Raw genomic sequence first — 16,500 nt, 5'->3', positions numbered from 1 at the left:
TATATTGCACATCGTACTTGAATTTGCCCTTCAATTGATTTATTAATACGCAAGTTAAGAGGCACCATTGAGTAATTATTTTTCTTTTCAAAATGCTAACGCCCTCTTTCGCAATAACGAATTTGATAAGGCGCTGAAAATATATTACGAGCTGGAAAAAAGAAATTTACCCGATCAGCTCAGAAAATCGCTTCGCATAAATATTAAGTATTGTGCTGCAAGAGCAGTAGCCAGCGTGGGAAAAATCGGTTCCTTCAGAGTTGAATCAATCGATGAAGTATTGGTAGACATAAATTCATCGCTACAACCATCTGAACTAAAAACTGGAATTACTGCACTCATCCGGGCAAAAAATGCAAGTCGATTTCTGCGCCTTGCTGTCGAATCTGTAGCTCCGGTAGTGAACGAAGTTATTCTGGTAGACAACCTTAGCTCTGACGATTCAGTGCAAATTGCGCGTGAATTAGAACAAAAATTCAAAAATGTTAATTTCTATCGCTATGATATTAATATTCCAGTGGTAGGAAAACAGCATGAAGAGGCTGTTGCAAGTGGTTCAAAAAACACGCTAGGAACATACTATAACTGGTGTCTTTCGAAAGTGACGCACACGAGCGTCCTAAAGTGGGATGCTGACTTCGTATGTATACAGAATAATCTGAAAAAATTAATCAGTCTATACTCGCTTGACTCGGAGGACTTCGAAAAAGTGATCTGGTGCACAGGTCTGACTGCTTATAACGGAATCAATATCAATATAAATTCCTACTACGACGAGTTTCGTATATTTTCTAAGAAGCATGGCGGCTTTTGGGAAAATTGGAAGGGATGTGAAACACTAACGCCAACTATAAGTCGATCTCCTCGTAAATATATTTATCCGTCGCTTAAAAATGTCAAATCCGAGGAGCCAGATCAAATTAATTTGATGAAGCAGGCTAGCCCGCCAATATTTGTCGAAATAAAAGATCATCATAATCTAAAGTCTGAGACAATGCTCTTGGATAGACGCGACAAAATTGATAACGCGCTGATAGAAAAATATCGGCATGACCGGCTTGATTATATTGCGCCAAATATTCTGAACATCTTCCGTATACTCATTGTGCTTCCCAACTTAAATTTGGGTGGCGGTAATTACTGGGCTAAAATAATCATTGACCAATTCAGTTACATTGGCATTCAGGCTTGCATCGGCAGTCTTTCAGTTTCCGGTGGTGGGTCGTCGAACTCCTTCTACGGCGTAAACAAAGAATCGATAGTACACCTGAACCAAGATAATATAGTTGAAGTTCTCAATAAATTTGACGTAACCATTTCAACTTCCCGATTGGAGTTTTCTCATGAAGAACTCAGGACTAAGCTGTTTTTCTTTACGCATTCCGACACGAGTTATATAAATAAGCATATTATTAATAAGCCTTTTAAAATAATAGGCCTAAATAAAGCAACGCAAGAAAAATTTCGAGCAAATGGGCGTGAGATTGATATTCTCCGAAACTATCTCCCCAAGGTAATGGTTTCTAAAAATGTCCGCCGCAGTTCAAAGAAAGTGTTGTTCTGCAATCGGATATCCGAAGACAAAAACATTCCAATGCTCCTTTCGGCCTGGAAATTGGTAATCCAAAAAATTCCAGATGCTGTCTTGACAATATTGGCAGGCGGAGCTGACAATAAGTCTTCTGATTTTAATCATGCTAGGGCATTAATAAATTACTACGGACTTTCACACTGTGTTGAACTGCTACCTAGTGTTAAAAACGTTGAGCCTTACTATATCGCGACGGATCTGGTGGTGCTTCCCTCCTTATCGGAAGGCTGTTCCTATGGGCTTTTAGAAGCGATCAATTACGAGCTCCCAGTTATTGCAACTGATATTTATGCAAATAATGAAGTGACCCGCGGCTACATGCCGACATTTACATTCCCTGGTCTGAAGGACGTCGGAAAAGATATTTTCAGTGTGCCTGAGGGTGATTTATATGGATCTTTATTGAATGCGGTTGGGTACATGAATCTTAATATATTCTATCAGACAAGTACTAACGGTAGAGTTAATTATGAACTTGTTACTGGCTATTTCGATGCACTTGGTCTCGATTTCAAGTTGCATAAAAATAATATAAAAACTTTAGTTCCCACATTAGTGAGTAAAAAATTGCTTTCTGAAGAACTTCCCGCACTTCAACTTCATGGTGAATTATGTTCCAAGTATCTTGAAAATACGAGCAAGCTATCCGAGGAAATCTTATCCGCCTTCACTAATATTGAAAATCTCAAGGATAAGGCTATCGAGCTTAAAACGCTTATAAGCCCTGAATATTTTGATCAGGCTAGGCATCTTTCAAGTCTGTGTAATATTGTATTTGGAGATAAAATAAATTTTTTTGGCCATTTCGATAACTCGGATGATGGCTTGTAAAATTATCGGCGAGATCTATCTATTCTGGTTGATATTATGTATAAAGTTAAAGATGCCACAAGCGCTCTGGCTAAAAATGATTTTGAAAAGGCCATTGAAATATACAAAGATTTGAAATTTAAATATGCTACATCAGCTTTTGATTTAACGATTGATTATCTGGAAAAAAAAATCATCGATAATTTCGCGCTTAATTCTGAAAAGCCAACGAAATTTCCAGTAGGTATTTCCTCTATCTTTGAGGCGCTTGGCGTCGAAGCTATATATGTCGTTTCTATGCGCTCTCAGATCGAGAGGCGCATGCGAGTAATACGAGAGCTAGATCATCTTGGACTTTCTCATCTTCTTCGCTTTATCGACGGAATTGAAGGGTACTGTGATCCAGAGGCACAGTTGCTGTATCAGAATTATCTTCAGCGTAGTTGTGATACTTGCCTCAGCTCGAAGCACATACCGCTATCCGCACAGAAAATCATGAAGAAAAATGCAACAGTCGGCACTTTCGGCTATCTGTTGTCTCAAAAAAAGCTTTTTGAGGATGCCCTGCGTTCCGGATTGCAAAGAATTTGTGTTTTTGATGATGATGCTTTTTTTTCTGATCAGTTCGATTTGGAGGCGTGCACTCTTGCGATAAATAATCAACTCCCTAATGATTTTCTTATTTTTCATCTTGGGGCGTCTGAATATTCTGAAGAATATCCAGTTAATAATGTTTCTCCGGTCTCTCCGAAATTGTATTGTGCTATCCCGCACAAGACCTGCGGATCTTTTGCTACTGTATATACTCGCGAGGCATTTCAACTGATTTTAGATGGAATTAGTGAATTCGATGGTCCATTTGATAATGTTGCACTAGGCTCTGTCTACTTCAGATACCCGACAAGATGCCATGTTATTGCTCCAAATATCTGTGCTGCTGATGTACAAACTTCATCCATAAGAAACAGCCGTGATCAGTTTATCCATTCCGAAAAGATGCGCTGGTTATGCACTTCTGAGAGATACGAACAGTTTACAAAACCAATTTCTATTAATGTAATTGTTCGGAATATCTCTTCGTTGTCTGAGGATTTGGTTGGAAAAAGGGATAATAAATTTTTTCAAATTAGATTTTTTTATTGTAGTCAAGACTCAATTCGTCCTCTTCACTCCGCTCGATCTGCAAGTTATTCGTTCAATGCAAATGATAGTCAGCGCGCGTTCGATTCAATTTATTCAGCCTGCTCGAATGAGCTCCCGAATATTTTACCTCGGCTTCCGGATGCTGATTTTTGTGTTCTTTGGCCATCGAATATAAATTTAACCAACACTGAATTGGTAAATGCGTATTTCAGCCATCTTGGTTACCCGATCAGCACCACCTCTACCCCCAGCTCTTTCAAAACATTTGTTCAAAAATTTGAGTCGAAAACGGTCAACGGCAGGGTGTCAGTCATCATGCCAGTTGCCAGATCCTTCGATCTTGTAAAGCCAAGCATAGTGTCTGTCATTCAGCAAGATTATAATGATGTTGAGTTAATTATTGTTATCGACAGCCCTGCAAAAATTGATTTGGAGTGCATTAAAAGTTACATCGACGGAGAAATTGGCAAAAATAATCGAAAATCCTTTATCTTTAAGATTATTCAGCACTCTCAAGTTCGCTATGGATGCGGTGCCAGGAATACCGGCTTGTTCAATTCGTCCGGTGAGTATGTTTGTTTTTTAGATGACGACGATTTATATCTTCCGGGTCGAATTGCAAAGGCGATTAATTACTTGACATCCCCAGGTGGTTCAGAGTTCGAGGCCTGTTATTGTGGCTACAATGGCCTTTGGGCGCCAAGTGAAGGTGAGGATTTGTCTCGATATAAAGAAGGCAATCTCCTTTTTGATCTACTTGCCTTGCAGTATAAATCCCATTTTGTTCATACTGGAACTGTAACCTACAGAGCAAGGAGCTTATTCTTGCTCCAGGGCTTTGATGAAAAATATAAGCGTCATCAAGACATAGAGCTAAATGCGCGATACTTTAGGTATTGGCGGATTGGCTGTGTCAAAACTATGGGAATGGTGTTCAAGCCAAATCGGTCGAAAGTTAAACCTACTGTGGTAATTGATTTTTTATTAATGCTTTCTATTAAAAAGTATTTGCTTGAAGATTTTAGATTGGAAATCAGTCGATTCTCGAAAGATGAATTGGATGTTTTCTTGAGCGCACACGCTGCAGATCTCAAAGCACTGAGCCCCCACGGGGAAAATCTAGGCCCAGAGTCAGCAACTTCAATTTTAAGGTTGTTTCTAGAGTAAGAATATTTTAAGATATGCGAATTACTCACTGGGAAAATAGAAACTTAACATTCGACCGGAGTTTTGTTTCTGAATATATTAAGAAACGATAATTTAGCTTATCGATAGTGTGGTATCTAAGCGGGCGGAGGAGCAAGTGCTTTCCTATTCGTACAAGTACAAAAGCTATTATTGTGGTAGCAAGTTAGGGTACCTAGAGGATGCACTGGCTATTACTTTGAAAATTTCTGATGGGATGACGATTTTTTGGGTTGTTGAACGCGGTTTGTTGAGGAAAGTTCTGCGAGATGAGAAAAATTACTATTGTCGGTACCGGCTACGTTGGCCTGTCTAATGCGGTGTTGCTCGCCCAGCATAATGGAGTAGTCGCCCTCGACATCGTCTCTGAAAAGGTGGAGATGCTCAATCGTAGGGAGTCTCCAATTGAAGATGCGGAGGCAGAGGATTTTCTGCGCCACAGGCCGCTGAACTTGCACGCTACGCTGGATAAGACGGAGGCTTATGGTGGTGCTGATTACGTCATCATCGCAACACCCACCGATTACGACCCGGAAACGAATTACTTCAACACCCAGTCGATTGAGGCGGTGATTCGCGATGTCATGGCGATCAACCCGCAGGCGGTGATGGTGATCAAATCGACGGTGCCCGTGGGTTACACCCAGCGTATGCGCGAGGTGTTGGGAACGCAGAATTTGATTTTTTCGCCCGAGTTTTTGCGCGAGGGTCGGGCGCTGTACGACAACCTGCACCCCTCGCGCATTGTGGTGGGCGAGCGTTCTGAGCGGGCGCGGGTGTTTGCCGGGCTGCTGCAGCAGGGGGCGGTGAAGCAGGACATTCGAACCCTGTTTACCGACAGCACTGAGGCCGAGGCCATCAAGCTGTTCGCCAATACCTACCTGGCCATGCGTGTGGCCTTCTTCAATGAGCTGGACACATACGCCGCCACACATGGACTGGATACGCGCCAGATCATCGATGGTGTGTGCCTGGACCCGCGCATTGGCAACCATTACAACAACCCCAGTTTTGGCTATGGCGGCTACTGCCTGCCCAAAGACACCAAGCAGCTGCTGGCCAATTACCGCGATGTGCCGCAGAACCTGATCCGTGCGATTGTGGAATCGAACGCCACGCGCAAGGATTTTGTGGCTGAGGAAGTCATCCGCTGCAAACCGAAAGTGGTGGGAATTTATCGGCTGATCATGAAGGCGGGTTCGGACAATTTTCGTGCTTCCAGCATACAGGGGGTGATGAAGCGCCTGAAGGCCAAGGGGATAGAGGTCATCGTCCACGAACCCGTGCTGCAAGAGCCAGAGTTTTTTCGTTCCCGGGTGGTGAACGATTTGGAAGCGTTCAAGCAGCAAGCCGATGTCATCATCGCCAACCGCCGCACGGATGCGCTGGCCGATGTGGCAGAAAAGGTCTATACGCGAGATTTGTTTGGAGGGGATGCATGAGCGAACGGGAGCCCTTGGTCAGCGTGATCATCCCGGCTTTTAACCAGCAGGCCAGGCTTCAGCAGTGCCTACACAGCGTACTGGCACAGCCTGTGGCTAACATAGAAGTGCTGGTGGTGGACGATGGCTCTACTGATGCTACTGCGGCAGTAGCCCGTACCGTGGCACGCCAGGATGGCCGCGTCCGCTTGTTGCAGCAGGCCAATGCGGGGGCCGGCGCTGCGCGTAACTACGGGTTGCGCCATGCGCGTGGGTTGTATGTGCATTTTGTAGATGCTGATGATTGGTTGCAGCCTGATGCGTATGCACATTGGCAGCAAGCGGCTGTGAGCCATCCGCAGGCCGATGTGCTGCTGGCCAACTTTAACGAGGCCAATGCGGCCACCGGGCATGTGGCACGGGTGGCGGCCTATGCTGTAGAAGATGACGGTAGTGAAGTCGGCAGTTTTGATGCATACCATGCAGTGCTGCTGCAAGGCCCGGTCATGCCTTGGAATCGCTGGTTGCGGCGCGCATTTGTGCTGGGTTTGGGGGCCCAGTTTGACGAAATAGCCTTTGCTAACGATAGGGCGTTTCACTTTCGCACAGTGGTGCACGCGCGCCAGGTGGTGTTGCTGGGGGCTGCGCTGGTCAATTACCGGGTGGGAAACCCGCAGTCGTTGGCAGCGCAGGTGGGGCTACCACGCTTGCAGGCGAGTTTGTTTGCGTTTGAAGGCGCAACCCAGGCCGTCGCACATTTGCCACAGGCAATGCAGCACATGGTTTTTAGTCAGTGCATGCACGATTTGGTTGGCCTGTACGCGCGCGCTGCGCCGCAGCAGCAACCGGCTATGGCCCGTGCGCTGGTGCAGGGGTTGGCGGCACCTTGGGTGCCGTTCTCGCCATTTTTGTTTGATGGGGCCACGCCGGCATTGTTTGCGCAGGCCCCTTGGTGGGGCCAGTGGCAGGTGGTGCAACTGGTGGCGGGTGGTGCAGCCGCAGTGGATGCAGAGCAGGCCATTCCGGTGGTGTTTGCCGTTAATGCGGCTTATGTGCCATTCATGTCGGTGGCGTTGCAGTCTATTGACGATAGCTTAGCCCCTGGTTGGCGCTGCACGGTGTTTGTGCTGCACTTGGGCTTGCCTACAGAAACGGTGCATTGGCTGCAACAAGGTCTGGGGTTGGCCAAGCTGTCGGTGCACTGCATTCATTTGGGGGGCGCGTGCGGTGCTGTGGCTTTGCATACGCGCGCTCACTATTCGCCCGAGATGTATTTGCGGCTCTGGATTCCAGAGTTGTTGTCTGTTTATCCAAAGCTGGTCTATCTGGATGCCGATGTGGTGGTGCGCCGCAGCCTGCACCATCTGTATGCGGAAGATGTATCTGCCTGCGATGTGGCAGGTGTGCAAGATCCCAATAATGAAGGTCACAAGGCGTATGTGGAGCAGCGGCTGAATGTGGCCGCCGAGCAGTACATCAATTCAGGTGTGCTGGTGTTTAACACTGCCAACTGTCTGGCGCACAGTTTTCGGTCAGGTTGCTTTGCGGTGCTGGCTGCGCACGAAAAGCTGAACTGCCCAGACCAGGACATGATCAATGTGGCGTGCAAAGGCCGTATCGGGCTGCTGGACCCTGGATGGAACTACCTTTGGAACTACGGTTTTGCGCGCAAACGAAAGCCGCCAGACGGGCCAGCCTGGTTTGCCGACGTGTTTGAAGAGGCGCGCAGCAAAAAATACATCGTGCATTTCTCCAGTGCCATCAAGCCGTGGGATTACATGCACGATGAGGACGCAGACATTTTTTGGGAGGTGGCCAAGCGAAGTGCTGCCTACCGACAGGTTCTGCGCGAAGCCTGTCTTCGAAAGAGTGCAGCGCTGGCGCGGTTGCGGGCGGCGTTGGATGAAGCGGCCTGATCACCCTGTGTGGCACCAATTGCAGGCCCACGCCCAGCGTTGCTTGCAGCAGCTGGATTTGCGCCAGGCTTTACAAGCCACTGGGCGCTTTGCCCGCCTGAGCCTGCAGGCGCCCCATGTGCGGCTGGATTGCTCCAAGGGCCTGTGGGACGAAGCCGTGCTGCACGATTTGCTGCAGTTGGCCCAAGCTGCTGAGCTGCCACAGCGCCGGGCGGCACTGCTTGCGGGGCAGATGGTCAACCCAACAGAAGGGCGACCGGCGCTGCATGCGGCACTACGTGCTCCGTTTGCGCCGGTGGCACCCCATGGTTTGCAGCACCCCGTTGCAAGGTGCCCCGATGTAGAAGCGGGTATGCACACCATGCTGGCGCTGGCAGAGCAGTTGCGCACGCAAGGGCGGTTTACCGATGTGTTGCATCTGGGGATTGGCGGCTCGAGTCTGGGACCAGAATTGGCTCTGCAAGCGCTGCAGCCCTGGTGCCAAGGCGGGCCAAGGGTGCAGGTAGTGTCCAACATGGATGGGCACGACTTGCACCAGGCGCTGCAGGGTTTGGTGCCTGCACGCACGCTGGTGGTGGTGGCGTCCAAGTCTTGGACTACGGCAGAGACGCAGCGCAATATGGCGTCTGTTCTGGCATGGTTGCAGGCAGACCCCGCAGTGCATTGGCCGGATCATTGCGTTGCCATTACTGCCCGCCCTGCGGCTGCATTGCAAGCGGGGTTTGTACAGGTGTTGCCGTTGCCCGAGGGGGTGGGCGGACGGTTTTCGGTATGGTCTGCCGTAGGCCTGCCGCTGGCGCTGGCGGCAGGGCGTGCGGTTTTTGAGCGTTTTTTGGCAGGCGCCGCCACCATGGACGCCCACTTTGCCCAAACGCCACTTGCGCGTAATGCCCCCGTTTGGTTGGGATTGCTGGATGTGTGGTATTCCAGCTTTTTGCAGTGGTCGGGTCGCTGTGTGGTTCCCTACCACCATGGGCTGCGCCGTTTGCCTGCCTACCTGCAGCAGCTAGAGATGGAGAGCAATGGCAAGCAGGTGCATGCCGATGGTTCCCCCGTGGCACACCCAACTGCGGGCATGGTGTGGGGAGAGCCGGGCAGCAATGCGCAGCACGCATTTTTTCAGTGGTTGCACCAGGGCACGCAGCGCATTCCAGTGGACTTTATCGCCGCGCGCAAGGCGGCGCATGCCTTGCCTGGGCACCAGGATGCTCTGCTTGCCAATGCCTTGGCACAGGCGCAGGCGCTCATGCAAGGGGGGCAGGTGCAACCGGGGCAATTGCCCGGGCATCAGCATTTTCCGGGCAACCGGCCCAGCACCTTCATGCTGCTGGATGAGCTGACGCCCGAGTCCCTGGGCGCATTGCTGGCGCTGCATGAACACCGCGTGTTTGTGGCAGGCACGGTGTGGGGCATCAATAGTTTTGACCAATGGGGTGTGGAGCTGGGCAAAAACCTGGCCACCGATTTGCTGGGGCGCATGGCCAGCGGCGATGCGGCGGGACTGGATACTTCTACGGCGGGGTTGCTGGGGTGGTGTTTGGGTGCATGAAGAGGCTGACAAGCGATAATTCGAACTGCTCCTGGACCTGGGTTTCGACGTAGATTTTTTGATTAAATGATTTTGGGATTTATTATGTATGAAAAACGATTTTTAGCTTGCGGATTGGTTGCAGTTCTGCTTTTAGGAGGCTGCTCCAGTTATCCCGGGTGGATTGCTTCTTCTGGGCCCAATGTTTCGCAAATTACCGATCAAGATAAAATTGATAGCCCGATATTATTGGTTAATATAGATAGTACAGTGGTGCGCCAATTGACGGCTGCACAAAAGAAAGACTTTTTCGCAGAATCTTTAGCGACAAAAACCCCGCCAAAGTACACGGTGGGTGCCGGAGATGCACTGGAAATTGCTGTTTGGGAAGCGCCGCCAGCCGCACTGTTTGGCGCGAGTGTGGTGGATGCGCGTGCAGGTTTGACTTCGACCCGGCAAACCACTTTTCCAGAGCAAATTGTGAATGACAATGGTGTCGTCAATGTGCCTTTTGCAGGTGCTATCAAAGTGGTGGGTTTCACGCCGCAACAGATTGAGAAGACCATTGAAGCACGTCTTGCACGCAAGGCAAACCAACCGCAGGTATTGGTACGTGTGCTGCGCAACGCGACGTCCAATGCCACGGTAGTGGGTGAGGTTGCCAACAGCATGCGCCTGCCGCTGACCCCAAAGGGTGAGCGTGTGTTGGATGCTATTGCGGCGGCAGGCGGTGTGCGCCAGCCAATCGGCAAAATCACCATTCAGGTCAGCAGGGCAGGCAAGGTTTTCTCTATGCCGCTGGAGAGCGTGATCCAAGATCCGCTTCAGAACATTTATTTGCAGCCCGGTGATGTTCTTACGGCGCTGTTCCAGCCGCTCAGCTTCACAGTGCTTGGGGCCACTGGTAAGAACGAAGAGATCAGCTTTGAGGCGCAGGGCATTACGCTGGCGCAGGCGCTGGCCCGGTCGGGGGGCTTGCGTGACAACCAATCGGATGCGCGTGGCGTGTTTATATTCCGGTTTGAAGACCCGGATGCTGTACGGAATGCTGGTGACGCAGCCACTACACCTGAAGGAAAGGTGCCGCTGGTCTATCAGTTGAACCTGAAAGACCCAAGCTCCTTTTTGGTGGCACAGAGCTTCCCGGTCAAGAACAAAGACGTGATTTACGTGGCCAATGCACCTTCGGCAGAGTTGCAAAAATTTCTTAATATATTGACATCGTCTATTTATTCAATTAGTTCCACAGTTGATCTGGGTAAATAATTATTCTTGTTTGCCTGATACTGGTTTTGGTGTGATTTATATTGTCGATGTGACCCGATCTCTGGATCGGGCTATGCGTGGGCGTTTGCCAACGGGTGTGGATCGCGTCATCCTCGAATATATTAAGCATTTTCAGCAGAATGCCCAGGCTTTGGTGCGGTGGGGGGGGCGTTGGATCGTTATGCGGCCGCAGGCCTCACAAGAGGTGTTTTCTGCACTGTCAATGCCAGACGCTTCTTTGCCGTGGAGGTTACGCAGGTGGGTTGCACAGGCGTACGCATTCAGTTGGGATACCCCGGGTGAAGACTGCCTGCTTCTAAATATCGGCCACAGTGGTTTGCAAGATGCCGATTACGGCCTAAGAGTGAACGCCCTTGGCTGGCGAGCGTTGTATTTTCTGCATGACTTGATTCCTATCACACACCCCGAATATTGCCGGGCCGGGGAGGCCGTACTACATCACCAGCGTCTGCAAACCATGTTGTCCACGGCCGGTGCCATGGTGGTGAACTCTGCTGCAACGCTGGCTGATTTGCAGGCGTATGCACAGGGCCAGGGTGTGGCTCTGCCGCCCTGTGTGGTGGCACATTTAGCGCCCGGCAGGTTGCCTGCTGCCTCGCCGCAACGCCCACTGCAGCAGCCCTATTTCGTAATGTTAGGCACTATAGAGCCGCGCAAAAACCACTTGCTTGTGCTACAGGTATGGCGCCAATTGGTCGCACGGATGAAAGATGGAATGCCCCGTTTGGTTCTTGTGGGCCAGCGTGGGTGGGAATGCGAACAGGTGCTGGACCTTTTGGAGCGCTGCGATGTGCTGCGTGGAGTGGTGTTAGAGCAGCCCCGATGCTCCGACCAGGAGCTTGCCACGTGGCTGGCGCATGCACAGGCGTTGTTGTTTCCTTCCTTTGCTGAAGGCTATGGCATGCCTTTGGTCGAGGCGCTTTCAGTGGGCCTGCCTGTGCTGGCCAGTGATTTGCCTGCATTCCGAGAAGTGGCACAGCATGTTCCCGAATACCTTGATCCGCTGGACGGCCCTGCCTGGGCGCAGGCAATCATCGATTACATGCCCAACGCTGGCAACCAGCGGCGGCAGGCACAGTGTTGCCGTATGGCGGAATGGCAGGCGCCAACATGGGATGCGCATTTTGCGTGCGTGGACGATATGTTGCAAAGCAGTGGTGTTGGGTTGGCATGATGGCTCCCGATACCATGTATGCACTCGGTTTTGCGCTGCGAAAACGTCGGTATCTGCGCGCCTGCATTAAAACAGAACGGCTGGTATTTGTGGATTCAGTAAAGCGTGTGCCAGCAGGTGCGCAGTTATTGGTGTGGGGTTTGCCATGTCTGTCAACCTTGGCACCCGGTGTTCGAGTGATTCATGTGGAGGACGGCTTCTTGCGCTCTGTCGGCCTGGGAGCTGACTGGATCCGGCCTATGTCGTGGGTGGTAGATGGGCGTGGCATGTACTTTGATGCTACGCGTGAGACCGATCTGGAATCTATTCTGGCCACCGTCGATTGGTCTGCGGAACTGTTGCAACGCGCTTGTGCTTTACGCGAGCGCATCGTGCAGTTGGGTTTGACCAAGTACAACGTGGGTACGGGCTCTTGGAGTCGCCCCAAGGAATGCCGAAAGGTGGTGCTGGTGCCCGGGCAGGTGGAGACCGATGCGTCTATCCGTTGGGGATCGCCGGTTGTGCGTGGCAACTTGGCACTGTTGCAGCGCGTGCGTGCGGCCTGCCCAGATGCCTATATCGTCTACAAGCCACATCCGGATGTTGTTGCCGGACTTCGCCTGCGCGGGCTGCAGGAATCCAAGGTGGTGGAGTACTGCGATGAGCTTGTCTTGCATGCGCCTATGCACCAGTTGCTGGAACAGGTGGATGAGGTGCATGTCATGACATCACTGGCGGGTTTCGAGGCTTTGTTGCGTGGGCGCAAGGTTGTTTGCTATGGCCAACCGTTTTATGCAGGCTGGGGTCTTACCACCGATGTCCACCCACCGGAGCGCCGGAGGCGCCTGCTCTCGTTGGATGCCTTGGTGGCTGGGGCTTTGATTTTGTACCCCCGGTATTTCAGCCAAACTGGCAGTGCCGACTCCACGCCCGAACGGGCGCTGGACGACTTGGATGCTTGGCGCAGCAGCGCTGCTGCACAAATGCCCGCGTGGCGCCGAGCATGGAGACCTGTGTTGCAGGCTTTGGCGTGGTGGCAAGACGGCAAACGTCGCAAGGGCACATGATGCGGGCGCAAGTGTTTGAAACCATACATGATGTGGACCCCCAGGATTGGGACGCTCTTCTGAATGAGCGCTCTATTACCTTCTCGCATACGTTTTGGAAAATCATTGAGGAGTCACGTCTCAACGATTTTCGTTACAGATATGTACTATTTCGAGATGAAGACGATCAGCCAGTGGCGCTGGCGACCTTTTATGTGGTAACCACAGACATAGCCATTTTTTCTCCACCATGGTTACGCAGGTGGCTTGAATCGGTTCGCAGGGTTTTTCCGGGTTTTCTCAAGCTGAGAATGCTGGAGTGTGGAACACCCATTATTTTGAATAGTCCACCTATAGTTTTGCATCCTGATATTGATCCGGGCGAAATTGTGGATCGATTGCATGACGTCCTGAAAACCTATGCGCGCAAAAATCATATATTTTTGATGATTTTGCGGGATTTTGAGAAATTAGAGGCGAACTGGGCTTTGAAGCTTGGGGATCTTGGTTATCAATGGATTTTAGGGCTTCCGAATACCTATTTGAATATTTTCTGGGATTCGGTTGAAGAATATCGTGCGGCGCTGAAAAGTTACTACCGTAGCAAAATTAATAATCATTTGCGAAAAAATGCTGAGCTAGGTGTTCGGCATGATCTGATAGAGGATTTTTCAGGAATTTCTGAAGAATTGTGTCGTCAATGGCATGTGGTGCACGAGCGTGCAAATGAGTTTCAGCGTGAAGTCCTGACGTCAGATTTTTATAGAGAATTATCTCTACGGCTCGGTGGGCGGGCAAAAATAATACGTTTTTTTAGAGAAGAAATATTTGTAGGTCATGCGCTGCTTTTGCATGATAAAGATACTTTGCGCTGGCTGTATTTTGGAAGATCGGAGCCGGTGAACGATAGTCTGTATCTTTATGTGATTCAGGCGGTTATTCAGGCGGGTATTGATCTGAAAGTTCGGCGTATTGAAATGGGTTTGACCACCTACCCTATTAAACTTGATGTTGGAGCGCGGTTGGAGCCCATTCATTATGCAATTTGCTGCACCTATTCAGTACTGAATCCTTTGATAGGCTGGGGTTATGGTTTGTTGAATAAGCCGTCTAGTGTTCAAGATAAAGCGGTCTTTAAAAACGATGGCTCCAAGGAGGGCCCATGAGCCCCCAGGCAGACGCTTATCGTCACCAAACTGTGGCGGTAACCGGAGCCACTGGTTTTGTAGGGCAGTACTTGGTTCGTCGATTGTTAACCCATGGTGCCAAGGTGGTTGTATTGGTGCGGAATACTGTGCGCCTGCCTGCAGATTTGGCTCTGCAATGTCGTGTTGTCAACGGTGATCTATTGGATGTAGAAGCGCTGAATGCAATGCTGGAAGGTGTAACATACTTATTCCATTGTGCGGCCAATGTAGCCACATGGGGGCCATGGCAGACATATGCCAAGACCAATGTGGAGGGTGTACATGCTTTGCTGGCCGCCGTCACGAAAAATGGATCTTCCTTAAAACGTCTTGTGCATCTTTCAACGCTTGATGTTTATGGTTTTCCCGTATTACCTGCCGATGAGTCGACTGTTCTGCGAAAAGTGGCATACGGCTATGGCGAGAGTAAACGTCTTGGTGATCTTGCTGTACAAGAAAATGGTGCTCATACTGGGCTTTCCTATGTGGTGTTGCGCCCAGGAAATATAGTGGGCCCTCGGAGTCCCTTTGTCTCCCGGATTGGCAAGGCGTTGCGGGATGGCTGGATGTTGACAGTCGATGGAGGGTTACACCATGCGGGTTTGCTCGACATTGAAAACTTGGTGGATGTAATGCTCTGGGCAGGGATGAGCACGCAGGCGCACCAGCAGGTCTACAACGTGCGCGATCCGTGGGAGATCAGCTGGGCTGACTATCTGCGCGATGTGCAGAGTGGTTTGAACGTGCGTGGGAAGGTGGTTGATTTACCCTACGGTATAGTCAATTTGTTAGCGCATTCTTATGCTGCACCGTTTTTATGGGCAGCCCCAATGCGGGAGCCTGCATTGCATCCTTTGATAGTGCAGATTTTTGGGAAAACATGCGGACACCCTATAAGCAAGCTCAAATCCCACGGTGCTGAAGTGGGGCGGGTAGATTATCGACTAAGTTTGCAACGTTCTCTTGAGTGGTTTGTTGCTGAAAATAGTATATCTGATTGAAATATTAATCGTGCGGCATTTTGTTTTTTTGCAGGGTATGCCTTGTGACTTTTTCAGGTCTGTAGGTGAGGTGCTGGAACGGCATGGGCAGCGTGTTTCTCGTATCAACTTGTCTTTTGGTGATTGGTTGTATTGGCACGGGAAAAACGCAATGAATTTTCGGGGGTGCCGGAAAGAGTGGCCTGATTTTTTGAAAAATTATATTGTTAATTATGGTGTTACGGATTTGGTTTTGCTAGGTGAACAACGAAAATACCATAAAGAAGCGGTTGTGCTTGCGAAAAATCTGGGTGTGCGTGTAATGGCTACAGATTTTGGTTATTTTCGGCCGGACTGGATTACCCTGGAGCCTAATGGCATGGGTGGAAATTCTACCATGCCGAAAAATCCAGAAGATATTATGTTCTTGGCGCGAGACATACCGTCGATTGATTTCGCTAAAAAATATCAAGACAGTGGATGGCGCATGTCTGTCGGTGATTTGGTAGCCAGTCTTGGCGATGCGCTTTTAAGTGTTCTTTTTCCGCACTACGAAATATCAGTAGAGAGGCCACATCCTTTCGTTTATTTTCCTGCAATGGGCCGATCCTTGCTTCTCGCTAAACTCCGTACAAAAAAAGTAACAAAGATGCTATGCGAGCTGCAAAAAAATAATTCACCTTATTTCGTTTTCCCATTGCAACTTGACCACGACTTCCAAATTCGCGCTTATTCGCCCTACCCTGGAATGACGGCGGCTATTGACGAGGTGTTGGCCTCCTTTGCAAGTCATGCACCGAAGAATTTCAACTTATGGGTCAGGGTTCATCCGTGGGATCCTGGATTGATTAACTGGAAAGTCCACATTCATCAAACTGCACACCGGTGGGGTATCCAGGACCGTGTCCACTACCTGGAAGGTGGAGATTTGGATGGCATGATGGCTGGCGCAGAAGGCGTTGTCACAGTGAACAGTACCTCAGGCCTCAAAGCTCTTCAGTTAGGACGGCCTGTGAAAGTTTTAGGGCAGGCTGTTTATGATGTGCGGGGGCTGACCCACAGCGGAGGACTAGATGCGTTTTGGACCGAAGGTGTCGCCTCAGATCCGCAGTTATTGGATGCTTTTGTCAAACTGTTGGTACACCGAACACAGATTCGTGGGGTTTTTTTTCACCCCGAAGGTAGGCGTGTGGCGGTAGAGCAGTTTGTCCAGCGCTTGTTGGTAAAAGCAGCATCTCCAGATGCTTGAGGGA

General features: G+C 49.9%; 11 protein-coding genes. All 11 read left to right on the top strand.

Features of this window, described 5'->3' with window-relative positions:
* Positions 1–67 precede the first annotated feature (67 nt).
* The 11 genes from BV908_RS22110 (at position 68) to BV908_RS08695 (ending at position 16,496) form a co-directional block, all read left to right on the top strand.
* Positions 68–2,422, top strand: a complete 2,355-nt coding sequence (locus BV908_RS22110) for a glycosyltransferase (RefSeq protein ID WP_146052225.1) — start codon at positions 68–70, stop codon at positions 2,420–2,422.
* A 36-nt stretch (positions 2,423–2,458) separates the two neighbouring features.
* The gene (locus tag BV908_RS08740; RefSeq protein WP_103737860.1) at positions 2,459–4,711 is read left to right on the top strand and encodes a glycosyltransferase; all 2,253 of its coding nucleotides are present in this window, start codon (positions 2,459–2,461) and stop codon (positions 4,709–4,711) included.
* Positions 4,712–4,998: 287 nt separating this feature from the next.
* Positions 4,999–6,171 (top strand): nucleotide sugar dehydrogenase, encoded by a 1,173-nt coding sequence (locus BV908_RS08735; protein WP_103737859.1) that lies wholly within the window; start codon positions 4,999–5,001, stop codon positions 6,169–6,171.
* Complete coding sequence (locus BV908_RS08730) at positions 6,168–8,066, top strand: glycosyltransferase (RefSeq protein ID WP_103737858.1); 1,899 nt, start codon at positions 6,168–6,170, stop codon at positions 8,064–8,066. Before BV908_RS08735 ends, BV908_RS08730 begins: the two co-directional genes overlap by 4 nt.
* A complete protein-coding gene (gene pgi, locus BV908_RS08725; protein WP_103737857.1) occupies positions 8,053–9,615 on the top strand; it encodes a glucose-6-phosphate isomerase in 1,563 nt (520 codons plus the stop codon). Before BV908_RS08730 ends, pgi begins: the two co-directional genes overlap by 14 nt.
* Before the next feature lie 66 nt (positions 9,616–9,681).
* Positions 9,682–10,860, top strand: coding sequence for a polysaccharide biosynthesis/export family protein (locus tag BV908_RS08720; protein WP_246867479.1), 1,179 nt, complete (start codon positions 9,682–9,684; stop codon positions 10,858–10,860).
* Positions 10,844–12,055, top strand: coding sequence for a glycosyltransferase family 1 protein (locus BV908_RS08715; protein WP_246867478.1), 1,212 nt, complete (start codon positions 10,844–10,846; stop codon positions 12,053–12,055). The genes BV908_RS08720 and BV908_RS08715 overlap by 17 nt, the downstream gene beginning before the upstream one ends.
* A 14-nt stretch (positions 12,056–12,069) precedes the next feature.
* The gene (locus tag BV908_RS08710) at positions 12,070–13,101 is read left to right on the top strand and encodes a beta-3-deoxy-D-manno-oct-2-ulosonic acid transferase (protein WP_246867477.1); all 1,032 of its coding nucleotides are present in this window, start codon (positions 12,070–12,072) and stop codon (positions 13,099–13,101) included.
* Positions 13,038–14,246, top strand: coding sequence for a GNAT family N-acetyltransferase (locus tag BV908_RS08705; RefSeq protein ID WP_103737854.1), 1,209 nt, complete (start codon positions 13,038–13,040; stop codon positions 14,244–14,246). The genes BV908_RS08710 and BV908_RS08705 overlap by 64 nt, the downstream gene beginning before the upstream one ends.
* Positions 14,243–15,268 carry an NAD-dependent epimerase/dehydratase family protein gene (locus BV908_RS08700; protein ID WP_103737853.1) on the top strand — a complete coding sequence of 342 codons (1,026 nt, stop codon included), beginning with the start codon at positions 14,243–14,245 and terminating at the stop codon, positions 15,266–15,268. Before BV908_RS08705 ends, BV908_RS08700 begins: the two co-directional genes overlap by 4 nt.
* Positions 15,231–16,496, top strand: a complete 1,266-nt coding sequence (locus BV908_RS08695) for a capsular biosynthesis protein (RefSeq protein WP_146052224.1) — start codon at positions 15,231–15,233, stop codon at positions 16,494–16,496. The genes BV908_RS08700 and BV908_RS08695 overlap by 38 nt, the downstream gene beginning before the upstream one ends.
* Positions 16,497–16,500: the final 4 nt, after the last annotated feature.

It is taken from the genome of Diaphorobacter sp. LR2014-1 (assembly GCF_002916785.1).
Lineage (GTDB): Bacteria > Pseudomonadota > Gammaproteobacteria > Burkholderiales > Burkholderiaceae_C > Diaphorobacter > Diaphorobacter nitroreducens.
The sequence above is the reverse complement of the archived record's forward strand: the minus strand, read 5'-3'. Positions and strand labels throughout refer to the sequence as shown.

What these genes read in the sequence shown, in the direction of transcription:
- pgi (WP_103737857.1), top strand. Translation starts at nt 8,053, where the DNA reads ATGAAGCGGCCTGATCACCCTGTGTGGCACCAATTGCAGGCCCACGCC.
- BV908_RS08700 (WP_103737853.1), top strand. Translation starts at nt 14,243, where the DNA reads ATGAGCCCCCAGGCAGACGCTTATCGTCACCAAACTGTGGCGGTAACC.
- BV908_RS08705 (WP_103737854.1), top strand. Translation starts at nt 13,038, where the DNA reads ATGGAGACCTGTGTTGCAGGCTTTGGCGTGGTGGCAAGACGGCAAACG.
- BV908_RS08730 (WP_103737858.1), top strand. Translation starts at nt 6,168, where the DNA reads ATGAGCGAACGGGAGCCCTTGGTCAGCGTGATCATCCCGGCTTTTAAC.
- BV908_RS08710 (WP_246867477.1), top strand. Translation starts at nt 12,070, where the DNA reads ATGTATGCACTCGGTTTTGCGCTGCGAAAACGTCGGTATCTGCGCGCC.
- BV908_RS08735 (WP_103737859.1), top strand. Translation starts at nt 4,999, where the DNA reads ATGAGAAAAATTACTATTGTCGGTACCGGCTACGTTGGCCTGTCTAAT.
- BV908_RS08720 (WP_246867479.1), top strand. Translation starts at nt 9,682, where the DNA reads ATGATTTTGGGATTTATTATGTATGAAAAACGATTTTTAGCTTGCGGA.
- BV908_RS08740 (WP_103737860.1), top strand. Translation starts at nt 2,459, where the DNA reads ATGTATAAAGTTAAAGATGCCACAAGCGCTCTGGCTAAAAATGATTTT.